This is a genomic window from Campylobacter sp. RM12637 (assembly GCF_020137645.1).
In the GTDB taxonomy this organism is placed as follows: Bacteria; Campylobacterota; Campylobacteria; order Campylobacterales; family Campylobacteraceae; genus Campylobacter_E.
Genome location: NZ_JACGAV010000002.1, coordinates 137,645 through 161,660, shown reverse-complemented (window position 1 = coordinate 161,660; position 24,016 = coordinate 137,645). Strand labels below are relative to the sequence as shown.

Annotated in this window: 25 protein-coding genes; 18 read left to right on the top strand and 7 right to left on the bottom strand. The window is 27.9% G+C overall.

The features are described 5' to 3' along the window. On the bottom strand, nt 1-443 hold a 443-nt coding region (locus AVBRAN12637_RS02085; protein ID WP_336615233.1), incomplete at its 3' end, for a type II secretion system protein. A gap of 287 nt (nt 444-730) precedes the next feature. Between AVBRAN12637_RS02085 and AVBRAN12637_RS02080 the strand changes: the two genes are divergently transcribed. Genes AVBRAN12637_RS02080 through AVBRAN12637_RS02070 form a run of 3 tightly spaced genes read left to right on the top strand, consistent with a single transcriptional unit; the run spans nt 731 to nt 2,140 of the window. After that, a complete protein-coding gene (locus AVBRAN12637_RS02080; protein ID WP_214117820.1) occupies nt 731-1,531 on the top strand; it encodes a ferritin-like domain-containing protein in 801 nt (266 codons plus the stop codon). A gap of 1 nt (nt 1,532) precedes the next feature. After that, nucleotides 1,533-1,772, top strand: coding sequence for a hypothetical protein (locus tag AVBRAN12637_RS02075; RefSeq protein WP_214117819.1), 240 nt, complete (start codon nt 1,533-1,535; stop codon nt 1,770-1,772). Beyond that, nucleotides 1,772-2,140: a hypothetical protein gene (locus AVBRAN12637_RS02070; protein WP_336615232.1), complete on the top strand. Its 369-nt coding sequence runs from the start codon at nt 1,772-1,774 to the stop codon at nt 2,138-2,140. The genes AVBRAN12637_RS02075 and AVBRAN12637_RS02070 overlap by 1 nt, the downstream gene beginning before the upstream one ends. A 17-nt stretch (nt 2,141-2,157) precedes the next feature. Here AVBRAN12637_RS02070 and AVBRAN12637_RS02065 read toward each other — a convergent pair whose 3' ends face one another. Genes AVBRAN12637_RS02065 through AVBRAN12637_RS02055 form a run of 3 tightly spaced genes read right to left on the bottom strand, consistent with a single transcriptional unit; the run spans nt 2,158 to nt 4,152 of the window. Further along, entirely contained in the window at nt 2,158-2,448 is a 291-nt protein-coding gene (locus tag AVBRAN12637_RS02065) for a hypothetical protein (RefSeq protein ID WP_214117817.1), read from the bottom strand. Between the two features lies 1 nt (nt 2,449). After that, nucleotides 2,450-3,370, bottom strand: coding sequence for an SAM-dependent methyltransferase (locus tag AVBRAN12637_RS02060; protein ID WP_214117816.1), 921 nt, complete (start codon nt 3,368-3,370; stop codon nt 2,450-2,452). Further along, complete coding sequence (locus tag AVBRAN12637_RS02055; protein WP_336615231.1) at nt 3,367-4,152, bottom strand: M23 family metallopeptidase; 786 nt, start codon at nt 4,150-4,152, stop codon at nt 3,367-3,369. The genes AVBRAN12637_RS02060 and AVBRAN12637_RS02055 overlap by 4 nt, the downstream gene beginning before the upstream one ends. Nucleotides 4,153-4,302: 150 nt before the next feature. On the opposite strand from AVBRAN12637_RS02055, the gene AVBRAN12637_RS02050 reads away from it, so the two are divergent. From AVBRAN12637_RS02050 to AVBRAN12637_RS02020, 7 genes are all read left to right on the top strand, one after another. Further along, nucleotides 4,303-4,605 (top strand): HMA2 domain-containing protein, encoded by a 303-nt coding sequence (locus AVBRAN12637_RS02050; protein WP_336612648.1) that lies wholly within the window; start codon nt 4,303-4,305, stop codon nt 4,603-4,605. Beyond that, on the top strand, nt 4,598-5,038 hold the full coding sequence (locus AVBRAN12637_RS02045; RefSeq protein ID WP_214119510.1) for a hypothetical protein: 441 nt from the start codon (nt 4,598-4,600) through the stop codon (nt 5,036-5,038). Before AVBRAN12637_RS02050 ends, AVBRAN12637_RS02045 begins: the two co-directional genes overlap by 8 nt. Before the next feature lie 12 nt (nt 5,039-5,050). After that, on the top strand, nt 5,051-5,269 hold the full coding sequence (locus AVBRAN12637_RS02040) for a hypothetical protein (RefSeq protein WP_214117812.1): 219 nt from the start codon (nt 5,051-5,053) through the stop codon (nt 5,267-5,269). Between the two features lie 5 nt (nt 5,270-5,274). Beyond that, nucleotides 5,275-5,859 (top strand): YtxH domain-containing protein, encoded by a 585-nt coding sequence (locus tag AVBRAN12637_RS02035; protein ID WP_214119511.1) that lies wholly within the window; start codon nt 5,275-5,277, stop codon nt 5,857-5,859. Further along, nucleotides 5,834-7,909, top strand: coding sequence for a heavy metal translocating P-type ATPase (locus AVBRAN12637_RS02030; protein WP_214117810.1), 2,076 nt, complete (start codon nt 5,834-5,836; stop codon nt 7,907-7,909). Before AVBRAN12637_RS02035 ends, AVBRAN12637_RS02030 begins: the two co-directional genes overlap by 26 nt. A gap of 128 nt (nt 7,910-8,037) precedes the next feature. After that, on the top strand, nt 8,038-9,411 hold the full coding sequence (locus tag AVBRAN12637_RS02025) for an anaerobic C4-dicarboxylate transporter (RefSeq protein WP_336615230.1): 1,374 nt from the start codon (nt 8,038-8,040) through the stop codon (nt 9,409-9,411). 64 nt (nt 9,412-9,475) lie between these two features. Next, complete coding sequence (locus AVBRAN12637_RS02020; RefSeq protein ID WP_214142724.1) at nt 9,476-10,858, top strand: sodium-dependent transporter; 1,383 nt, start codon at nt 9,476-9,478, stop codon at nt 10,856-10,858. Between the two features lie 40 nt (nt 10,859-10,898). Here AVBRAN12637_RS02020 and AVBRAN12637_RS02015 read toward each other — a convergent pair whose 3' ends face one another. Further along, on the bottom strand, nt 10,899-11,255 hold the full coding sequence (locus tag AVBRAN12637_RS02015; protein WP_239803093.1) for a hypothetical protein: 357 nt from the start codon (nt 11,253-11,255) through the stop codon (nt 10,899-10,901). A 187-nt stretch (nt 11,256-11,442) separates the two neighbouring features. On the opposite strand from AVBRAN12637_RS02015, the gene AVBRAN12637_RS02010 reads away from it, so the two are divergent. Genes AVBRAN12637_RS02010 through AVBRAN12637_RS01975 form a run of 8 tightly spaced genes read left to right on the top strand, consistent with a single transcriptional unit; the run spans nt 11,443 to nt 19,510 of the window. Continuing rightward, nucleotides 11,443-13,524: an FTR1 family iron permease gene (locus AVBRAN12637_RS02010; protein WP_336615229.1), complete on the top strand. Its 2,082-nt coding sequence runs from the start codon at nt 11,443-11,445 to the stop codon at nt 13,522-13,524. Further along, a complete protein-coding gene (locus AVBRAN12637_RS02005; protein ID WP_214117805.1) occupies nt 13,521-14,057 on the top strand; it encodes an iron transporter in 537 nt (178 codons plus the stop codon). Before AVBRAN12637_RS02010 ends, AVBRAN12637_RS02005 begins: the two co-directional genes overlap by 4 nt. A 59-nt stretch (nt 14,058-14,116) precedes the next feature. Next, the gene (locus AVBRAN12637_RS02000; RefSeq protein ID WP_336615228.1) at nt 14,117-15,514 is read left to right on the top strand and encodes a Fe-S-containing protein; all 1,398 of its coding nucleotides are present in this window, start codon (nt 14,117-14,119) and stop codon (nt 15,512-15,514) included. A gap of 8 nt (nt 15,515-15,522) precedes the next feature. Continuing rightward, complete coding sequence (locus AVBRAN12637_RS01995) at nt 15,523-16,824, top strand: ABC transporter permease (RefSeq protein ID WP_214117803.1); 1,302 nt, start codon at nt 15,523-15,525, stop codon at nt 16,822-16,824. After that, nucleotides 16,811-17,950, top strand: a complete 1,140-nt coding sequence (locus AVBRAN12637_RS01990; RefSeq protein ID WP_214117802.1) for an ABC transporter permease — start codon at nt 16,811-16,813, stop codon at nt 17,948-17,950. Before AVBRAN12637_RS01995 ends, AVBRAN12637_RS01990 begins: the two co-directional genes overlap by 14 nt. Then, a complete protein-coding gene (locus AVBRAN12637_RS01985; RefSeq protein WP_214117801.1) occupies nt 17,951-18,601 on the top strand; it encodes an ABC transporter ATP-binding protein in 651 nt (216 codons plus the stop codon). Further along, nucleotides 18,594-19,055 (top strand): TlpA family protein disulfide reductase, encoded by a 462-nt coding sequence (locus AVBRAN12637_RS01980; protein WP_214119523.1) that lies wholly within the window; start codon nt 18,594-18,596, stop codon nt 19,053-19,055. Before AVBRAN12637_RS01985 ends, AVBRAN12637_RS01980 begins: the two co-directional genes overlap by 8 nt. Further along, on the top strand, nt 19,052-19,510 hold the full coding sequence (locus tag AVBRAN12637_RS01975) for a TlpA family protein disulfide reductase (RefSeq protein ID WP_214119525.1): 459 nt from the start codon (nt 19,052-19,054) through the stop codon (nt 19,508-19,510). The genes AVBRAN12637_RS01980 and AVBRAN12637_RS01975 overlap by 4 nt, the downstream gene beginning before the upstream one ends. A 160-nt stretch (nt 19,511-19,670) precedes the next feature. Here AVBRAN12637_RS01975 and AVBRAN12637_RS01970 read toward each other — a convergent pair whose 3' ends face one another. Both AVBRAN12637_RS01970 and AVBRAN12637_RS01965 read right to left on the bottom strand, forming a co-directional pair. Beyond that, nucleotides 19,671-23,129: an acyl-[ACP]--phospholipid O-acyltransferase gene (locus AVBRAN12637_RS01970; protein WP_336615227.1), complete on the bottom strand. Its 3,459-nt coding sequence runs from the start codon at nt 23,127-23,129 to the stop codon at nt 19,671-19,673. A gap of 371 nt (nt 23,130-23,500) precedes the next feature. Beyond that, nucleotides 23,501-23,977 carry a GNAT family N-acetyltransferase gene (locus tag AVBRAN12637_RS01965; protein ID WP_214117797.1) on the bottom strand — a complete coding sequence of 159 codons (477 nt, stop codon included), beginning with the start codon at nt 23,975-23,977 and terminating at the stop codon, nt 23,501-23,503. Nucleotides 23,978-24,016: the final 39 nt, after the last annotated feature.

Genomic DNA, 24,016 nt, shown 5'->3' with positions numbered 1-24,016 from the left:
CTAATTTCATATGCACTTGTAAAATCTGGAACATCTGTATTTCCTGTAATTGCTTTAACACTTGAAATAGCATAAAAATTTGTACAAATAGTTTGTGCTGAATCAGTACCTTTTCCTATTTTTAGCGTGCTATCTTTTGCTTCAAATTTTATACACTTCTTATCTTTAATTTTAAGTTCACCAGTAGCTCCTGCGCCTGCTGCAGCTGCTGTAGTTCCTCCATCTAAACCTACATTTGTCATATCAGATAATTTTGTTGCAAATGAACCTTTAGCTGTATAATATGATGAAATATCACTAATAACTGTTGAGAAGTTGCTAGCTGCTTTTGCAAGTTCAGCATCATCTCTTGTAGCATTTAGTTTTGGAATTGCAACTGCTGCTAAAATTCCTAAAATTACGATTACGAAAATCAACTCAATCATTGTAAAGCCCTTTTTCATGGCTATCTCCTTAAAAAATAATTTCACTTTATTTACACAAATGTGAAATTAAAATCTATTAGATATATTAAAAATTCCATCGCAAAATCTAGCTAAATTAGACTTAGTTAAAATATTGGTAAATCAAAATATTTATTAATTTCGTAAAATAAAATCAAGATTTATAGACAATAAAAGAATTTAAATAGTATTTATTTAAATTCTTTTTAATAATCTTTGGTAAAACTATGTTTTTATCAAAGATTTTATAAAATAAAAAATCTCATTTATAAGCTTTAAGGACTAATATGAAAGATTATTCGCATACTTTATTTGATGTTTTAAGCGAGAGTGATTATGCTAAAAAATTAGCTAAATTTGATGATTTTTACGATGATTTTTTAAGCAATAACCTAGCTTATAATGAATACGAGCCTTTAGTTTTAGAAGAGCCAAGTTATGCAAAAAGCCTTGAGATTATTCACCCAACAAGGATTAAAAGACCAAAAGAACTAAGTTCTGATAATGCTTTAGCAAAGACCTTACACCAAATAGCTCATATTGAATATTCAGCAATTGACCTTGCATTAGATGCTGCTTATAGATTTTATCATACCGGCGGGCTTTTGTTTGCGAGTGATTTTTTAGAAATAGCTAAAGAAGAATGCTTACACTTTAGTCTATTAAACGACGCTTTAAATGAGCTAGGATATAAATACGGAGATTTTGGGGTGCATACTAATTTATTTGACGCTATGAGAGCTACTAATTCTAGTTTTAAGGTTAGAATGGGGGTCGTGCATAGGCATTTAGAAGCTTGTGGGCTTGATGCTAATCCTTTTGTGGTTAAAAAAATAAGCAGCACAAAACACCAAATAAAATCAAAATTATTAGAAGTTTTAAAAATCATCTTGCACGATGAAATAAGCCATGTAAATAAAGGCGATAGATGGTATAAAAACGCAGGTGGGACAAATGAGAATTTTTGTGATTTACTCTTAGAATACAAACACCTAATAAGACCTATTAAAAATATGAATGAAAACGCTAGAATTATGGCTGGATATACCCAAGATGAATTAGATGAAATAAAAAAGAATTTTAATTAATATGCTAGAGAAAATATCAAATCAAATATCAATTTTAAAAGACTTAGAACTAATTTATAATAATACTAAAATTAATTTTGCAAAAGGTTTTGAATTCGCCTTAGATTACGATGAATTATTAGCAAAATTAAATGATTATAATTTAGAAGAATTAGAGCAAATCTCAATTAATTTAGAATATTTGCAAAAAAATTATATAAATGAAATATTGTTTTTAGAAAATGCACTTAAGGATAAATAATGTTAATTTATGGATTAGATTATATAAAAAATCAATTTACAGCTTTAGAATTTGAATTAGGATTTAGTGTAAATAATGTAAGTTGTGTAAAATTTAGCGAAGAAATATTAGCAAAGCCAAATATTAAAAGAGCTATATTTTGCGATACTTTAAGTGAAGTTTTGCAATCAAATGCAGCACTTTGTGAATACATTATCCCAAATGCTAAAATCTTAAAAGACAGCGTATTTTTAGCAGAAAAATATTTATTTGATAGCAAGATTTTATCTTTTATAAAAGATACTAGCGATATTGAAAAAGCCGCTTTAATAGGCGTTGATGCGGTGCTTTTTTGCGATTTTAAAGATTGCAAGGATTATTATATTTAATCTAGGAATTTCCTAGATTAATTAGCAAAAATTCTAATCCCGACATCAATTACTACAAGTATTATTAATATACTTAATAAAGTAATTAATGCTGCGTTAGACTTGGGTTTTATCTCGCTTTTGGCTTTTTCAATTTTCTTTAATTTATCATTTAATTGATATTCAAATTTATTTTGCTCTTCGCTTAATTTTTTAATTTGTTCTTTTAACTCTTGATTTCTAGTTTTAAGCAAACTTGAAAGCTCGTTTTCTAATTCGTTGATAGTATTTGCATCAACTTTTATTAATTCTTTACTTGTTTTATCCATTTTAATCTCCTTTAATGTTTTTATTAAATTCTAAACAATGAAAATTATCGCTAAAGCCAAAAAATAGATATTTAATGGCATTTGCGTATTTAATATCGCTAAATTCATCTACTCCAAATTCCATCAAAGCTCTTGATTGTTTTTTAAAGCTATGTTTTAGATTAAGTTTATCAAAATAAAAGCACAATTCATCATAATTTACATTCCAAGTAATATCACAATTTGCAAATAATTCTTCTAAATTAGCGTTAAATGGGTCAATTAATTGATGATTTTTAAATATTCTTAAACTAAACTCATCATTTAAATATGTAGAAAAATAATCAAATGTTAAAAAATAAAATTCCTTACACTTCTTATCTAAAGCACTTAAAAAATCATATATCATAGGAGAAAATTCCAAGCGTTTTTCAAGTTTATCTTGTAAATATTCATAACTATTTTTATGCTCTTTAAAGATTATTTTGCCATTTTCAACGAAGCCAAATTTATGATTATCATAAAGCTCACAAGCAAAAGCGTCAAATAATTCATTTGCGATAAAAAAGGCATTATCACTACTAAAATCATCAAAATAATAATGTTTAAATTCCACATTCAAATTCTTTTTTTGTAAAGCCCTTAGATTGTCGTGTGGCTCTATGATTTTTACATTAATTTGCTTATAAATTTCAGGGCGTTTATCTTTTAAATATGTTAAAAAATCTTTTAATAAATACCCTTCATTTGCACCGATTTCTACTATATCAATAGGTAGTTTTAAAATCTTTTCATCAACTAAAAAAATAAATCTTTTAGCACACAAAAAGCCAAAAAGCTCTCCAACACTAACAGCTGTATAAAAATCCCCATCTTTACCAACTTTTACACCTTTTTTATAATACTCTTTACTCCAAGTATCAAAATATTTGCTAAAAATCAATTAAAAGCCTTTGCGTTAAATTTATTTACAAAATCAAGTGGGTCAACACTAACGCCTTTTATAGCAATTCCAAAATGAAGATGAGGCCCACTAACCCTACCCGTATCTCCACTAAGTCCTATAATATCTGATTGTTTTACAAAATCACCCACTTTTACATTAATCTTGCTTAAATGATAATATTGCGAATAAACGCCGTATCCATGATCAATCACAACGCTACCACCTGAATAATATCTATCTTTTGCAATAACTACTACTCCATCATTACTAGCTGGAATGCTAACTCCAATTGCTGCTCTAAAATCAGTGCCTGAATGATAACTCTTAAGAGTGTTTTCAAACACCCTAGCACTTCCAAAAGGGCTTGTAATAACGCTATCTAAAGGGATTATGAAAGGCTTATTAATATATACTTTTTCGGTGCTTTTTGCATAGATTTTCACTGCTTCATCGTATTCTTTAGCAATTCTTTCTTGAAGCTTTTTGTTTGGCTTAATAATTGATGGCTTTGCAAGTTTAATTTGCTCTTTTTTATATTCTCCTTCAAGCACTTTAAGGCTATATTCTTGATTGTCTAAAGTAATATTTAAAGTTTTACCACTTGCGCGATAATTTGGGGCTAAAATTAATAAGGTTTTATTATTTATCGGATATTTTGTGTAAGTGATTTCGCTTTTACTAATTATTGGATTTTGAATGCTAATATCAACTTTGCCATTTATTAGATTATTTGATAGCAAAAATGTTGTAAAAAATGAGATAAAAAATAATTTTTTCATAAAATTCCTTAGTAATTTAATATAGAAAAGATTAGCAAAATAGCATAAATATTGAGTTTTTGCCACTTTTTGATTATCATTATCTTATATATTTTATTTTATTTTAAGTTTTAGGGACTACAATCATTTTTGAAAACGAAAGGATTTTTAATGAATAAAGCTAAGGTTTTAAGTGAAGTTTTAGAATACATTACAATCACTCATCACACAAGTGGTAGATTAAGACTTGATATATCTAGCAAGATAAGAGAATTAAAAGACTTAGAAAGCTACAACATTGATGAAGTTTTTAATCTAAAAGGGATTAATGAAGTTAAAGTTAATAAAATCTTAGGCAAGGTTACTATTTTATATGATGATAAAATCATATCAAAACAAAGCCTTGATAATTTAATCAATGCAAAAAACATTGATGAGATTAACCTAGCTTTAAAGGAGCTTAACATTGCTTGAGCTAAGATTTGAAAACCAAGAGTTTTTGCAAGAACTAGAAAACAGCGATATAAGAAGAGCTTTTGAGCTAGATTTAACTAGCATAAAATTATATGAGTATTATGCTAATTGCTTTAATGATGGTATTTTAAGAGATATTTTAAATGCAAAAAAGCAATTAAATCAATTATTAATTAGTGATAATAATGCTTTATTGGTTGAGTGTAGTTTAAATGATGCTTATTTGCTACTTTTAGCAAAAGAATTTGAAATCGTTCAAGCTTATAAAATAGCGGCTAATGTTTGCAAAGATGAAAAGCTAAAAGACCTTATTTTTAGACTTTGGGCTAGTTCGGTTAATGAGTATCAGGTGGCTTTAAGAAAAAGCCTTGCGACTAATGAATTTAATGTAGATTCTTTAGTTAGTAATTTTTTAAAAGATATTTTAAAATAAAGGAAGATTATCATGCCAATTCCATTCATATTAGGTGCAGCATTAGGTGTAGCTGCAGTAACAATTTATAATAAAAAAGATAGTATTAAAAAAAGTATAAGTGAGTTTAATTCTCAAGATTTTGCAAAAAGTGCAGGAAAAATGACAGAAAATGCAATTTTAAAAATCTCAAAACTTAAACCTTGTTGCAAATGCGAGAAAGAAGTAGCTAAAAAAAGCTCTAAGAAGTAAAAATTATGCTTACATCAAGTAGAGTTCCGAGTGATCATTTATTAAGCTCTAGTCTTAATAATTTTTTTACAACTCAAGATTTAAAAGCAAGTTTAAAGGTAGGAGTTACTAGCTATTTTGCAATTAAAACAAGCAATGATATAGCTAGGAAAGATTATAAAAACGCAATAGTTTCTGGAATTAGTGGAATTTTAATTAATCAATTTTTAGGAGAAAATAAAATGACAAATAATAATAATCCATATTTAAACAATAATCAAAATTACAATGTTAATCAAGGATATAATAATCAAAATTATTCTTATAATCCATATTTAAATAATGTTTCAAACAATAATTTAAATAATACTGCAAACAACAATCAAAATACAGGCTTTTTAAGTTCGCTAACAACTCAAGGAACAGGGCTTTTTGGCTCTCCTTTAGTAAAAGGAATTTTAATTGGTGCTGCGGTTACTTATTTATTAAGTAATAAAGATGCAAAAGATACTTTAGCAAAAGGTGTTGCAAAAATTCAAAGTTTTGCTAGTGCTGCTATTGAAGAATTTAAAGAGCAAGTAGAAGATGCAAAAGCTTCAATGCAAGAATAATTGTAAGGTTATTCATCACTCTAAAAATCGTCTTAGAATTAGGCTAAATACGCTTAATAATCTAAGCGATAATCATTTATTAGTAAGTGAGTTTAATCTTAATTTTTCTGGTGTTTTTGTAAGTGTTAATAATGCTTCAAAAAGCTTAGTTTTTACAAGTTCAAAAGAAATTGATAATAATTTAGCTCAAAAAATATTAGATTTTTTTAGCACTTATGAAATTAAGCAATTAAAAAAAGCAAAAGAAACTCCAAGTAAGGCTATGATTTATTCATCTATTTTAGCTTTAGCAAATAGCTATAAAACAAGCCCTATTTATGATGGTTTTGTTTCTAGTGCAACTGCATTGCCTTTATTAAAAGAAGGAACTTTAGAACTTATTGAAAATGGTTTAACTTCAAAAGTATTAGAAGCAGCAGCGGTAGGAGTTTCTTTATATAGAAAAGATTATAAAGCAGCAAATAGCACTAATTTAATGCTAAATATTGGCGAATATATTGAAGAAAGCGTAGTGGCAAAAAGTGATGATTTGATAAAAGAACTAGCAAAACCACAAATAACTCACGCTTGGGTAGAGGTTAATCAAGAGCTTGTTAAAAAAAGTGCGAAAGATTTGGTAGTAGGGGATATTGTAGTGGTATCTCAAGGAGATAATATAGCGGTTGATGGTTATATTGTTGATGGGATTGCTAGTATTAATCAAGTTTCTATGACAGGAGAAGCCCAAGCAGTTACTAAAAGTCGTGGAGATAGGGTTTTAAGTGGAACCGTGGTAGTTGAAGGTCGTATTAAAATATGGGCTGAAAGCGTTGGAGAAAATACGTCAACGGCTAAGATTTTACATTATATGAAAGATTGCTTAGAAGAAAAATCAAAAATAGGGCAAAAAGCTTATAAATTAGCAGATAGTTTAGTGCCTGTTACTTTAGGACTTGCTGGACTTGCATATTTATATAAAGGAAGTGCAGCGATGGCTAGTGTGCTTCAGGCTGATTATTCTTGTGCTTTAAAACTAGCAACTCCTGTGGCATTTAAAAGTGCTATTTCTTATGCAGGAAGAAGACAGATATTGCTTAAAGGTAGCACTGCTTTAGAGAATTTAAGCTCGGTTGATACTTTTGTATTTGATAAAACAGGCACATTAACTTATGGGGATTTAAAAGTTGAAAGCGTTCATGTATTTAGTCCAAAATATGATGAAAAAACCTTACTAAATCTTAGTGCAAGTGCTGAAGAGCATTATTTTCACCCTGTTGCAGAAGCTATAGTAAAGGCTGCTAAAGAGCGTGGATTTTCTCATATTAATCACGGAGAAGTGGAGTTTATAGTAGCACACGGCGTTAAAACTAGCATTGATAATGAAGAAGTAATAATTGGCTCAAGGCATTTTTTAGAAGATGATGAAGGTGTTGATTTTTCTAGGGCTAATGCAAATATTAAAGAGCTTTTAGATAAAGGCTTAACTCTTTTATATGTAGCAAAATCTAAAGAATTATTAGGCGTAATTGCTATGAAAGATGAAATTAGAAGCAATGCTAAAGAAGTCTTAGCAAAGCTTAAGCAAAACGGCGTAAAAGAATTAGTAATGCTAACAGGCGATATTGAAAGTAGGGCTTTAGAAGTTGCAAAAGAACTTGGAATTGATAAGGTTTATGCAGAGCTTTTACCACAAGATAAAGCAAATATTTTAGCTAGTTTAAAAGCTCAAGGCAAAAAAGTAGCCTTTATAGGCGATGGTATAAACGACGCTCCATCGTTAGTTCAGGCTGATGTTGGAATTTCTATGCAAAAAGGTGCTGATTTAGCAAAAGCTAGTGCTGATATTGGATTACTAAGAGATGATTTTGCTTGTATTTTAGAAGCAAAAGTTATAGCTAATGAAACTATGAAAAAAATTGATAAAAACTTTAGCACAACGGTATGGGTTAATTCATTCATATTAGGTGCTGCAACACTTGGTTTATTAAGCCCAGCAGCTACTGCATTTGCTCATAATGGCACAACTATTGGCTTATTGGCTAATGCTATAAAACATAAGCAATTATTTTAAATTATATTAGGAATTTGATTTTAAATTCCTAATTTTTCTTTTTAATTATTCTTTAAAATTTAAATATTTTAATTTTTATAAAACATTAAAATAATTATGTGTAAAATTGGCATTTTAAAGGAGTTAAAATGAAAAACAAATATGTTTGGATTGTTGTAGCGATTTGCTTTTTGCTTTTTGCAAATGTTGTTGGATTTTTGGATTTAGCCATAGTTTTAGCGGCTATATTTTTAGGTGTTAGACTTGGTGGAATTGCGATTGGCTATACTGGTGGGATTGGAGTTATTTTATTAGGTATTTTGTGTGGTATAAAACCAGGCGAAATTCCAACTTCGGTAATTTTAATCATTATGTCAGTAATTGCAGCAATTTCGGCTATGCAATTAGCAGGTGGACTTGATTATTTGGTGCATATTGCTGAGAGAATACTTAGGAAAAATCCTAAAAAAATCAATTATTTAGCTCCTAGTATTACTTATTTTTTAACTATTTTAGCAGGGACAGGGCATACTGCGTTTTCTATGATACCAGTAATTGTTGAGGTTGCAAAAGAGCAAAATATTAAGCCAAAAGCTCCACTTAGCCTTGCAGTTGTATCAAGTCAAATAGCAATTACTGCAAGTCCTGTTAGTGCAGCTGTTGTTTATCTTAGTGGTGTGCTTGAGCCTTTTGGGTATTCTTATTTAACATTATTAAGCATTTGGATAGGTAGCACTTATTTAGCTTGTATGCTTAGTGCTTTTTTAGTAACTAAGTTTTCAAATCTTGATTTAAGTTCTGATGAGTATTATCAAGAATTACTTAAAAAAGGTGAAATAGCAAAAAAACAAAGCACTCAAAAAGAGATTATTAAAGGTGCTAAGACTAGCGTTGCGATTTTTGTTATTGGCGTTTTAGCTGTTGTTTGTTATGCGACTTATATTTCAGGCTTAAAAGCTGATGAGATAATTATTCCAAGAGATAGTGCTATTATGTGTGTAATGCTTAGCATTGCTACTTTTATTGTATTAAGCACTAAAATCAATACTTCAAAAATCATTGATACAAGTGTATTTAAAAGCGGTATGAATGCTTGCGTTTGTGTTTTAGGTGTTGCGTGGCTAGGAGATACTTATGTAAGCGCTCATAGTAATGAAATAAAAGAATTTGCTAAAGGCTTAGTAGAACAATATCAATTCTTATTAGCTTTTGCCTTTTTCTTTGCTAGTATGCTTTTATATTCTCAAGCAGCAACTGCTAAAGCAATAGTTCCATCAGTAATTGTTGCACTTGCATTAAATGAAAACCCAGAAAACGCAAAAATAATCATCGCTTCTTTTGCAGCAGTTTCAGCACTCTTTGTGTTACCAACTTACCCAACATTACTTGGTGCGGTTGGAATGGATGATACAAAAACTACTAGGATAGGAAAGTATGTATTTAACCATTCTTTCTTTATTCCAGGCGTTTTAATGATTGCTTTAAGCGTTGCTTTAGGATTTTTATTTGTAAAATTTATTTAAAAAAAACTTGAAATTATCATTATTTTTTGTATAAAATGTATCCTTTTTCAAAAAAGGATACATTATGAAACGACTTACTTGGAGTAATAGACTTACATATATTTTAACCGTTGCAGGTGCTACTATTGGATTTGGAGCTACTTGGAGATTTCCTTATATGGTAGGAGAAAATGGTGGTGGTGCTTATGTTTTATTATTTATAATAGCTATGTTTTTAGTCGGTGTTCCTATTATCTTAGTAGAAAATATAATAGGTAGAAGAATGCATAAAAATAGCGTTGATTGTTTTAGTAAAAAATGGCAATTTGTTGGGTATTTAGGGCTATTTGGAAGCTATGCAATTATGGCTTATTATATGGTTTTAGGTGCTTGGGTAATTAGCTATATTGTTAATATTATTATGTCTATGTTTAATTTAGGCGGGCTTGATTTAACTTCAGTAATTACAGCAGAGCAAACTAGCTTACATTATCAAAAAAATATAGAAAATGACCCTTTAATGATAGGAATTTATACATTTATTTTTGTATTTATTAATTGGATTATTTTAAGGCGTGGAGTTATTGATGGAATTGAGCGTTCTGTTAAGTATCTAATGCCGCTTTTGTTTTTATGTCTTATTGCTATGGTTATTAGAAATGTTACTTTAGATGGGGCAATTGAAGGGATTAAGTTTTATTTATATCCTGATTTTAGCAAGATTACACCTAGTATATTTTTATATGTTATAGGACAAGTATTTTTTGCTTTATCGCTTGGATTTGGGGTTATGATTACATTATCAAGTTACCTTGATAAAGGCGAGGATTTATTAAAAACAGCAATTATTACAGGTATTGTAAATACTCTTGTAGCGGTTTTAGCAGGATTTATGATATTTCCTTCTTTATTTTCTTTTGGATTAAGTCCTGATGCTGGTCCATCATTAGTATTTAAAACCTTACCAATAGTGTTTTCTCATATGCATTTTGGGGATTTCTTTGCTATAGTGTTTTTTGTTTTATTATTAACAGCTGCACTTACTACGAGTTTGCCTATTTATCAAGTAATTATTTCTGTATTAGAAGAAAAATTTAAAATCTCAAAAAATACAGCGATTAATTTAGTTTTAGGTGGAATTTTTATATTAGGAAATATTCCTGCTTTATTAAGTTATGGAGTGCTTGATAATGTTTTAATTTATGGAAGAAATATTTTTGATACATTTGATTTTATTAGTGGAAATATTTTATTTGTAATTACAGCTTTACTTTGTGTAATTTATGTTGCTTTTGTTTTAGGTAAAGATGAAGCTTTAAGAGAAATTAGCAATAATTATGAACTTAAAAATCCACTTTATAAAGCTTGGTTTTATTATATAAAATATTTTATTCCTATTGTAATTATTGTAATTTTTATAAGTGGTTTTGAGAATTTAAAATCATATATTTTGGGATTTTTTAATTAAATATTTTACGATTTAGCATTAGCTAAATCGTAAGTATAAATTATTTTTTGTTTTCTACTTTTTCTTTTTTGTTGTGTTTTGATTTTTTAGCTTCTTTACTTTTTTTATTTTTCTTAGCTTCTTTTTTTGCCTTTTTAATTTCTTCTTTTGTTTGTTTTACTTCTTCTTTAACTACTTCTTTTTTTTCTTCTACTTTATCGCTAACTTGTTTTACCACTTCTTCTTTAGCTTTTACTTCTTCTACTACCTTTTGCTCACTTTTTTCTAGTATTTTTTCAGCTTTTGCATCATTGATACATTCAGCACTTTTGCAATCTAAAACATCAACTGCAGGAATTTCAGCAGCACATAAATTAAGGCCTATAAAGGCAACTAATGACAAACATACTTTTTTCATTTTTATCTCCTTTTAAAAAAGTCGCGAAATTGTAGGAGCGAATTATTAAAAATGGTTAATAAGAATAAATTATTTTTATCAACATTAATTCTAATTGATAATAATGAAAAAAATAATAAGTATCATTTAGATTTTATTTATTTATAACTCATACAATAATGAGTAAAATTATTATAAAGGTTATCTTGTGAAAAAAATATTTTTGCTTATTTTTGCTATTTGTATATCTTTAATAGCTAGAGATGATGTTGATTATTTCAAGGAAAAAGATTTAATTATAGAAAAGCTAAATAAAGGTTTAGAAGCCTATAAAAAAGGTGATGCAAAAACTGCAAGACAACTTGCAAGTGAAGCTTATTTTCAACATTTTGAAAATATGGAAGGTCCTATTGGAAGAAATATTGGTAGAAAAGGCTATTTGATGGAGAGAAAATTTACCAATCTTCGTGGTTATTATGGGCGTGGAGAAAATATAGGCAAAATTGAAGCTTTAATAGATGGTTTGATATTTGATTTAGAAGAAGTAACGCCAGTTATACAAAATGGCTTTAAAATAGTTGCAGTAGCGTCTGATCCAAATTATGATAAAGCAAAAGCTGAAATGAATGCAAGAGAGAATTTATTAAAAACTTGCATTGAAGGTGAGATGATGTTTGGAGCAGATGAAAATAGTGCAAAAACTAAATGTGAAGAACAAAAAGCAGCAGAATTAGCCCATCTTAGCAAAGAAGCAAGTGGAGAAATCACAAAACCAACTATGCAAAAAGAAGTTTATGATAGTTTAGAAGACCTTCAAGCAGCAGCTGCGATTGATCCAAAATTACAATATGTATATGATTTATTAAGTGAGAAATTTGACGAAGCTATTCAATACAATAAGCAAGGAGAATTTACAAAAGCAGCTGATACAATTGGCGTTGCAAGAGAAGAAATATATATAAATACAAATATTGAAATTCTAATAAATGCAACAAAAAATCTTAATATGAGAAGCAAGTTAAGAAGTTTTGGCAGTGATATTCGCGAAGGAAAAGTAACTGAAAGCGATATGAGAGCTAGAAGTGAAGAGATATTAGATTCTATATTTGATGTAATGACTAAAATAGATGCTAGTAATTTAGATAAATTAAAATTAGTTGGATATGTTGATGAGACTAAGAATGTAGATTATACTCAAGTTGCAACTGATATTAAAATAGCTTTAAATAAAATAGTTCAAGACTATGAAACAATGGGAGAAAAAGCAAGTATTGATGCTCTTCAAAATATATATTTAGATATTTTTGAAGCAAAAGGAATGGAGAGTAAAATTGGTGCTGTTAATTCAAATATAAAGCTTGAAATAGAAGCAAAATTTACTAAAGGAACAGCACTAATTAAAAGTAAGGCTTCTAAAGATGAGTTAATTGCTAATTTTGATGAGTTAAATAAATTAATTGAAAGTCAGTTAGATAAAATAAATGATACAAGTGTTTGGTTTTTATTTATATCATCACTTACTATTATTTTAAGAGAAGGTTTAGAAGCTTTAATAATAGTAGTTGCAATAATTTCATATATTATTCAAAGTGGTAATAAAGACAGATTAAATATAGCTTATTCAGCACTTGGTAGTGGTGTTGTTTTATCGTTTATCACTGCTTTTATAGTTTCATATTTTATTAAAAATTCAGGACAAAGTAGAGAGCTAATAGAAGGTGTAACAATGCTAATTGCTGTTGTTTTATTATTTTATGTTGGCTTTTGGCTACTTAGTAATGCAAGAAATAAAAAATATGCAAGTAATTTAAAAGAGCAAGCAAGACTAGCTATTACAAATGGTAGTGCTAAAACATTATGGTGGACCGTGTTTTTAGCAGTATTTAGAGAAGGTGCTGAAACAATATTGTTTTATCAAGCATTATTGATTGATTCTGGTTCTGGTGCTGGACTTAGTGCTGTTTTAGGTGGTTTAGCTCTTGGTATTGTTATATTAGTAGTTTTATATTTCTTACTTAAAGCTGGTGCAATTAGAATTCCTATAAAACAATTTTTCTTAATAACCTCAATTATTATTTTTTATATGTGTTTTGCTTTTACAGGCAAAGGGATTATGGAACTTGTTGAGGGCAAGGTCTTAACTCCACATCTCATACCAATGCAATTTGAAAGCATTACTTGGTTAGGATTATATCCTTATTATGAGAGCTTAGTTTTACAGGCAATAATCCTCGTCCTATTAATAGGAGGAGTTGTTTATATGCAAATCAAATCAAAGGAGAAACAATGAAAAAATCATTGCTTAGTTTAGTAGCAGGTGCTTTTTTAGCGTCTTCAGTGTTTGCAGGAGAAGTTGAAATTCCTACAATTGATGGTGCAGAAAGCTATAAATTACACGGAATGGAAATAGCAGCTGTGTATCTTCAACCAATTGAAATGGAGCCAAGAGGTATTGATTTAGCAGCGTCTTTAGCTGATATTCACTTAGAAGCTGACATTCACGCTCTTAAAGAAAATCCAAATGGTTTTCCTGAAGGTTTTTGGATGCCATATCTTACAATTGGCTATAAATTAACTAACCTTGATAATGGTAAAACAAAAGTTGGAAAACTTATGCCAATGGTAGCTGATGATGGTCCTCACTATGGTGCAAATATTAAAATGGATACAGGAATTGGTAATTATGAATTAGAATTTGTAATTGATAATCCTGAAAAACAAGGTTTTGGTCGCCACGTAGATAAAGAAACAGGTGTTGGCGAGTGGTTTGATACATTTAATGTTAAATACAAATTTAAATACACAGGAACACCTGATAAATAAAACTTAAAATATAGAAAGCTTAGGCTTTCTATAAAAAATATACAAAAATAAGGACAATAATGAGTATATATTTTGTGCATATATTTTTAGAGTGCTTTTTAGTTAGTTTTTTTACAGCTTTTTATGCTAAAAATTCATCATTAAAATTAAATATTATTTTTACTTTAGTTGGTTTTATTTTTGGATATATTTTATTTTATATATTCCACTATGAAAAAGTAGATAGAATAGGAGTATTAACAGCTAATATAATTTTATTAGTTACTTTATTTTTTAGCTTAATTAAATTAGTAATTTTTAAAAATAATTCTTTATTTGCTTATATATTAAGCTTTTTTATATCTTTAGCAGCTTCTTTAAAATACTTTTTATTATCAGTTGCTTATCCTATATTTTCATCAAGCTTATTAGATACTCAAGGGATTTTAAATTTTGGCTTTATTTTATTAGCTATTTTTATTTGTATTATTTTTTATATTAATTTTCTTTTTGCTAATTCAAATTCATTTTCAAAATCAAGAATTTGTATTTATGTAATTTTTGCAATTATGTTTTTAAATACTGCTTTTGCTGAGATTATGTATTATCTAATTAGAATTGGAGTTAGTGATAGCTCTGTTTTGCTTAGTTATATTACTAAGAGTAGATATTATGCCGAGTTTTATTATTATATTTGCTTGATTTTAGGCATTGTTTATGTTGGCACTTGCTTAAAAAATAGACCAAAATATAGAGAAAAAGCTTGTGATTTTGACATAGAATATAGAAAAAATATCGCAAAAACTTTTAGTATAAATTCTCATTTTACTATTCATTTTATATTAAGTATTAGTGCTGCTTTAGTTATGTTATTTTATGATTTAGTAGATTCTAAACCTATTCAAGTTGATGAGCCAAAAATCATTACTCCTAAAAATAAAGATTATTTTGAATTTGATGCTAAAGATATTCAAGATGGTAAATTATATCGTTATGCTTATATTTCTAGCTCTGGTAAGGAAATTAGATTTTTTATAATTAATCGCCACGCAGGTAAGCAAACTCCTGTAGTAGTATTTGATGCTTGTAGTATTTGTGGGGATAATGGCTATGTTATGAAAAATAATGAATTATTATGTGTAGCTTGTAATGTTAGGATATTTTTACCTAGCGTAGGTAAAGAAGGTGGTTGCAATCCAATTCCTTTAAAATTTGAAGTTATCAATGATAAGATAATTGTGAAAGTAAAAGATATATTAGGTGGGGAAAACTATTTTAGTAAAGTAGTTGAAATGCAAGTTCAAGACCCAGTAAATAAAGAAAAATTTCTAAACACAAAAGCTAAGAAAACCTATATTTATAATGGTATTAGCTATTATTTTAATTCTGATGAAAGTTATCAAGAATTTAAAAAAGACCCATCAAAATTTGTAAGCTCAAGTGATAAAGCTTTATTTTTGATTGAAAGAAGAAGTTAGGAGTAAAAATGTTTTTAAGAATAGTAAAAAAATCAATTTTAGGCAATCCTATTCAAAAATTATTAAGTTTTGCGACTATTTTTTTAGCTTGTTTGCTCCTTGCTTGTATGCTTAATATAACTCTTGGAGTTGGAAATCAGCTAGGAAAAGAGCTAAGAAATTATGGAGCAAATATTAGTGTTTTACCACAAGGCTCATCTTATAGTATTGAAGTTGGTAATAAAAGCTTTAAATTACAAAGCGAAAGTAAATTCCTAAATCTTGATGATTTGAGAAAAATTAAAGATATTTTCTGGTCAAATAATATAACAGCAATAGCTCCATTTAAACAACGCCAAGTAGAATTTCAAGGCAAAAAAATCAGTATCTTAGGCACATATTTTAATAAAGAATTAGTCATAGAACAAGATAAATTTGGTAATAAAACCGTGGTATTTGATACTGGATTTTTATCTCTTTTACCTTTTTTAAAGACTGATTTAAATTTTGTAAATGATAATAGTCTAGAAAATGAAGTAAATATAAGTGAAAAATTAGCAAATTCTTTAAATCTTAAAGCTAACGATACTTTTAAAGTGCTTATAAATGATAAAGAAGTAGAGTTAAAAGTAGTTGGCATTGTGAGTAATTTGGGTGATTATGAAGATAAAATTTTAATTAATATAGATAGATTAAATGATATTTTAAATGAGCCAAATACTTATGAAAGAGCAGAAGTATCAGCTCTAACAATTCCAGAAAATGACATAGCTCATAGGGCAAGATATGATATAAAGAGTTTAAATCAAGTAGAATTTGATAATTGGTATTGCACGGCTTTTGTAAGCTCTATTGCATATCAAATTGAAGAAAATTATAAAGGAGCAAGTGCAAAAGCTGTTAGTAAAGTAGCAGATGCTGAAAGCTCTATCGTTAAAAAAATTCAAGGTCTAATGGGAATTATTTTTATCATATCTTTAATTGTTGCAAGTATTGCAGAAGCATCTTTAATAAATAGCGATGTTTATAGAAGAAAAAAAGAAATAGGTTTGTTTAAAGCATTAGGCGCTAGTAATTTACAAGTTTATTTGGTTTTTGCAATTGATTATTTGTTTGTTAGTTTAATTGCTAGTATTTTTGGTGCTGTGTTTGGATTTTTTGTAAGTGATATTATATCTTATAGCATTTTTTCTCATAGTATTGAATATAACTTCATAATTATATTTATTTGTATGTTTTTTGCTAGTTTGGTGGCTTTACTTGGCTCATTAATAGCTACTAAGAATTTTGTAAATCTTGAAATAGTTGAGGTGTTATATGAGCGTAAATAACTTTTTTTTCACACAAGTTAAAAAGAGTATAGTTTTTTCAAAACAAAGATTAATAATAGTTTTAATATCAATTTTTATAGGAACTTGCGTTACTAATGCTTTTTTAAATATATATTTTGATATTGACAATAAAATGAGCAAAGAGCTTAAAAGTTACGGGGCAAATATGCTAATTAGTTCTAAAAGTGATGATTATTTAGATATTAAAGAAGCTAATTTAATTAAATCAAAAATTAGTAAAGACAAATTATTAGCTTATTCTCCTTATTTATACTTTAGCCCTGTTTTTTCTACAAGGCAATTAATAGTAGCTGGGGTTGATTTTGATGAATTTAAAAAAATCAATAAGTTTTTATTAGTTAAAAAAGGTAGCCTAAGTCAAAGCGAATATTCAAAAGATAATAGTATTTATTTAGGTATAGACTTAGCAAATACGCTAAAAAAAGACATAAATCAAAAACTACCTTTAACAATAGTAAAAAATGGTATTCCTTATGAGAAAACTTATATTATAAAAGGGATTTTTTCTACTGGAGATGAGATTGATGCTATGGCTTTTATCAATTTAAATTCCGCTAAAGATTTATCAGGTATTAATGATAAATATTCTTATGTATCTTTAATAGTTGATGATGATTTTGAAAACCTATCAGAGCTTAGCAAAATAGCAGTAAGCAATAATGCAGAATTAAAACCAATTTTAAGTGTTAGTTTAAAAGAAGGAGCAATTTTAGAAAAAATAAAAGGTCTTATGTTTTTGATTTCTATTGTTATTTTAATAATTAGCTCAACAAGTGTTAATACAACTCTTAGTTCAATTATTTTTTCAAGAAAAAAAGAAATAGCATTGCATTTAGCTCTTGGGGCTAGTTTTAAAGATATAGCAAAATTATTTGCTTATGAAGTATTTATTTTAGCTGTTGTTTCATCTTTATTAGGCACTATTGGTGGGTATTTTTTAGCACAGATTTTAGGCAATATTATTTTTAATGCTAGTATAGATTTTAGATTAAGTGCTTTTGTGCTTTCAATTTTTATATCATTATTTTTTGCATCATTTGCTGCGTATTTTCCGATAAAAAAAGCATTGCAAATAGATATAGTAGGTAATTTAAGAGGAGAATAAATGAGTATTATTAAGGTTAGTAATTTACATAAAAGATTTGATAAAGCCCATGTTTTAAAAGGTCTTAATTTTGAATTAAATCAAGGTCGTTGGCTTAGTATTGTAGGTAAGAGTGGTAGTGGAAAAACTACGCTTTTAAATATTTTATCATTGCTTGATAATGCAAGTGAAGGCGAATACTTTTTAGATGGTATTAATGTAACTCATTTAAGTGAAGCTGATAAACAAAGAATAAGAAGAGAAAAAATAGGGCTTATTTTTCAACAATTTCATTTAATACCTTATTTAAGCGTATTAGAAAATGTTATGTTAGCTCAATATTATCATTCAAGTATTGAAGAAAATGATGCTAAGAAAATCTTAGATAAAGTAGGATTGTTAGATAGATTAGAGCATTTACCTAGCGAATTAAGTGGTGGTCAGCAACAACGCCTTTGCATAGCTAGAAGTCTTATTAATAATCCAAATATTTTATTAGCTGATGAGCCTACTGGCAATCTTGATGAAGAAAATGGAGAAATAGTTTTAGATATATTCAAAAAATTAAGAAGCGAAGGCAAGACAATTATATTAATTACTCACAATCCTGACTTGGCTAAAAATGGAGATGAGATAATTACTATTAAAGATGGACTTATAGTGAATGAATAAAATTCTAATAGTTTTAATACTTTTGTTTTTTGTATCTTGTGAAGATAATAAGTTAGTATTAAATAAACAAGCTCCTAATATTCTTGCAAAAACTACAGCTTTAAATAAAATAGAGTTAAAAAGACAAGGTATAGAATTGATAGAATTTTGGCAAAATGGTTGTGCTGCTTGCCTTAAAGTAATGGCTGGATTAAATGAATTTGCGAATGAAAATAATATTAGTATCTATGCAATTAATTCTATTGATGATTTAAATACTATTAAAAAACACGAATTAGAACACCAATATTCAAATATGATTTTTTTAAAAGATGAAGAAGACATTAGCTGGAGTAGGTATGATATTTTTGCTGTTCCGACTTTATTTATTTTAAAAGATGGAGTTTATGTGGATAAAGTATTAGGTGATAGAAGTTTGGAATTTTTAACTAATAAGATTAAGGAATATTTATGAGATTTTTTCTAGCAATTTTCATATTTTTACTTTGTGCTTGTAAAGATGAAGCAATGTTAGCTTTAAATTCAAAAGAGCCAATACATTTAAGTTATAGTGCGAAAGAACAAGCGTTAAAGGGATTAAATGAGCCTTTTATGTTGTTTTTTTACACAAAGGATTGCGGTGTATGTGCTAAACAAATTCCTATCTTAAATGAGCTTAGTAAGGATTATAAAATTATTGCTGTATTAGGTGGTATGAGAGATTATGATATGGCAAAAGAAAGCTTAAAAGGTGTTACATTTGCTACTATTTATGAGAGTTTAGATGTTGAGTATTTAAGCAATGTAGTAGGTGGTGTTTGGGGTGTGCCTGCTATGTTTATTTACGATAAAGATGGAAAAATGGTTAAAAAATTTATATCGCTTACTCCAAAATCTGTCTTAGAAAATGAATTAAATATGTTGATTTAATATTAAAAACGCATAAATAAAACTTAAAATATTTTGCATTTAAAATAATTAAGAATTTCATTTGATACTTTAATATTCAAAAATTAGCAAAACTTTAATTAGTATTACAAAACTAAAAGGTTTAGAGTTTAAGTTACTCTTCCTTTTAGTATAAATTTTATTAATTGTTTTCTAAAATACTTTTAGCTAGGGCTTTTGCTTCTTTATAATCTACCTTTCCACTGCCTAATAATGGAATTTCTTTTATCAAAATATATTTACTAGGTTTATAAATTGCTAGTATTTCGCTTTGTTTTATTAAATCTACAAAATAATCAAATTTTTCTTCACTACATTCAATTAATAAAACTACCATCTCGCCTTTTTTATCATCTTCTAAAGAAGTAGAGCAGAGTTTTACTTCATCATTATTAATCACTTTAGCAACTTCGCTTTCAACAAGTCCTAAAGAAATCATCTCTCCACCAATTTTTGCAAACCTTGAATATCTATCTACAATGTATAAAAATCCATCTTCATCTAAATGTCCCTTGTCCCCTGTGTTATACCATCTAATGCCATCTATTTCTTTTATAACTTCGGCAGTTTTTTCAGGATTATTTAAATATCCTTGCATTACTTGGTGTCCGCCTATTAAAATAAGTCCATCTTCGTTTGCTTTTAATTCTTCATAGCTTAGTGGATCAACTATTCTAATAGCAGTGCCAGGTAACGGCATACCTACGCTTTTATCTTTATTTGCTCTATGTAGTTGCCAATATGTGCTATCAAATTTATTAGGTAAATTCACACTTGCAACAGGCGTTGTCTCGGTAGCTCCGTAACCTTCGTAAATATTTTTTTTGAACTTTAGTTCAAAAGCTGATTTAATCTCGGGTTTTAATTTTTCAGCACCTGCAACTACAATTCTAAGGCTATCAAACATAATTTCATCTATTTTTTTATTTCTTGCATAAATTCCTAAAAATGTAGAAGTTGCACACATAATGCTAACATTATTTTTTACTATAGTTTTTGCAACGCCTAAAGCATCGGTAGGGTCAGCACAAGTTGCACTTTTTATCCCTTCTATTAAAGGCATAAAGGTAGTAACGGTTAGTCCAAATGCGTGAAATGGCGGTAAAGATGAGAGTATTACATCATCATCTTTTGCACAAATTATGCTAGAAATTGAAGCAATATTGCTTAAAATATTTTTATGGCTTAGCATAACTCCTTTAGGCATTCCTTCGCTACCACTACTAAATAAAATCGCAGCTGTTTTTTCATTGCTTAAATTCTTAGTAAATAAGGCTTGTAATATAAAGCTAGGTAAGATACTTATTAAAAAGAGTTTAAAGATAATATCTAGCTTTTCTTTTTTTATTGCTTTTATTAAATCTTCTAAATAAATGATATTTACATTTTCTAATTCTAATTTAAAGCCTTTATTTTCTAGCTTTTCTAAGAATTTAGATGATGTATAAATATGCTTTATATTTGCACTTTCTTTTGCTTGATTGATTGCTTTTATTCCTGCGGTGTAGTTTAGATTTACTATGGTTTTTCCAGCAAATAAACTAGCTAGATTTACAAGCGTTGAAGCAAATGAAGCAGGTAATAATATGCCTATATTTTCATCATTAGGGATTTTTTTACTAAGCACTAGGCTTAATGCTAGGAGTTTTTTGTAGCTTATATCTCCTGCTAAAGGGTCGTTTATCGCTATATTTTGTGAGTATTTTTTAGCACTTATGATAAAGGCTTTTTCTATTGTTTTTAGATTATCGCTTTGAGTTTTTGTAGCTAAGAATGATAGTTCAAACACTTTAGCTTTTACTAATTCTTTACTTGAATGTATGCTAAGGGCTGTTCCGAATGCTATTGCTATTTCTCTTTTACCGATTTTTTTATTTCTTAGATTGTATTCTTCATCACTTCTTGAAAACGAACTACCCCAAAGCCCGTGGATATAAAAAGGAATTATAATCCCATCATCTTCGCTTAAATCCTTGCACGCTAATTCAAAACCACTTTTAAATTCATTTAAATGTCCGTGTCTTGATAGAGTTCCTTCAGGGAAAATACAAACAATTTCGCCTTTTTTGATATAAGTTGCAATTAATTCTAAGGCTTCTTTACTTGCAGCAGAGCTTACAGGGATTACTCCAAAATGCTTTATAAACATTCTAATATACCATTTTTGATAGTATTTTCTCTCCATTACAAAATGCACTTTTTTAGGGATTGCCATTTGTATGATAGCCCAGTCAATAAAGGAAATATGATTGCCTAATAATAGTACTCCTTTATTTTGTGGGATATTTTCAAACCCTGCTACTAATAATCTATATTTTTGATAAAAAGCAAGGCTTACTATTATTCTTACTAAAGAAAAAGGCAGTTTTATTAATACATAAAAAGAGCCTAAAAAGCTCACAACTACAATGAAATAAAACAAATATAAAACATCAATTTCTAAATAAGCAAAAAAAGTAGCAAGTATTACAAAACTTAGCATAAAAATATTTTGAATAAAATTATTTCCTGCTAAGACTATACCTAATTCATTTTCTTTAGCATTAAATTGTATTAAAGAATTAAGAGCGATTGTGAATATTGCCCCAGATATGCCAAATATAAAAAATACAAGTGCAAAGGCAAATAAATTATTAAGAAAGCTTATTAATAATGAGCTTAAAAATAATCCTAAAGCACCAAGCGGGATAAGCCCTAATTCAATGTAGTTTTTAGAAAATCTACCTGCAATTATTGAGCCTATAATAACGCCTATTGCACTAGCTGCCATTACGCCTTGCACATAAAAGGTGTTTAATTCATTTAGATGAAACTTAGCAAATACAGGAAAAGATACTAAATATAATTGAGAAATAGCCCAAAAGAAGGCAATTCCTATTATACATAGCCAAATTACTTTATTTTGAAATATTAAGCTAAGGTTGTTTTTAAGCAAAACTCCTTTTAAATAATCGTTTTTATTGAATGCTAAATTAGAATTTTCGCTTTTAACCTGCGGTAATTTAGACGCTAAAATAAATTCTAAAACACTAAAAGCTACTAGTAATAAGCCTAGTGGAGCTACTTGAGTTAATATATCCTTACTCGTGCTAAACTCGTTTAATAATAATTCAAAACCTAAAGAAAATACAAGCATTCCGCACAAAATAGCCACAATACTAACAGCATTTATAGCACCATTTCCCATAGCAAGTTGTTTGATACCAACTAGCTCTTTAATATAACCATATTTAGCAGGAGAATATAAGGCTGATTGAATACCCATAATAAGCGTCATTATAAAGGCTAGATAAAAATAACCATTGTAATAACTAAAACAAATGATTGATACTAAAAATATATTTGCTAAAGCAGTTATTTTCATAACTTTATTTTTAGGATATTTATCAGCTAAAAATCCTGATATTGAAAAGCTAAAAATATAAGGTAATAAAATTAAAGCATTAATAATTGCAGTTAAAAATAATTGCGTGCTGCCATCATAAATCTTATAAACCGTGTTTTGAATAATGATTTTATGTCCTAAATCAACAAAAGCATTCAAAAACCCAACTAATAAAAATGCGATTATTCCATTGATTTTTAAAAAATCGTTTCTCATTTATAACCCCTAAGAAATAATTTATTTAACTATTTTTTTATTTTATTGTAAATTAGTTATAACGCTTTATAAGGTGGTTATAAAGATGGTTGTTTTGATTATTAATTGTTTTGGAATTTGAAAAATAAATGTATTTATGAGTATTTTTAGTTTTATTAAACGCTTAAAATATTTATAGGTAATAAAAGCTTATAATGCTAAAAGTAATTTAGCTAGAATTGTTTAAAAATCTAAAAATAAACAATAATTAGTGATTTTAAAAGTTATTAAATTATTGATTTAGCTAAGGTATTAATTTAAGAATTTTAAATGTATGATTTAATTTCTTATTATTTATATTTTAAGTGATTTTTATACATAGTTAAGATAACTTATTTATTATTTAAAAGGTTGTTTATATCTGATTTTTCAAGTCTATGTAGTAGCCATTCATCTTTTGTGTTAGCTCCTATTTTTTTATAAACTTCAAGACTTGGATAGTTGTCTTTAAGACAAACCCAATCAATTCTTTCATAATCATTTTGATTGGCTATTTTAGCTAGTTCTTTTATAAGTGCTTTTCCTATTCCTTTATTTCTGTATTCAACATCAACGAATAAATCTTCTAAGTAAATTCCACATTTTCCTAAAAATGTAGAGAAATTATTAAAATACAAAGCAAATCCAACAGGCTTTAAATCATAATAAGCTATTAAAACATAAGCTTTTTGTTTTATAAATAAGTTTTCTTTTAAAAGTTCTTTAGTAGCCACAACGCTACTTGATAAGTTTTCATAATCAGCTAATTTTTTAATAAATTCTAAGATTAAATCTAAATCTTTTTCTGAAGCTTTTTGTATTGTAATCATTCTATAAACGAAATTCTATAAACGGAGAAAAATCTCCGT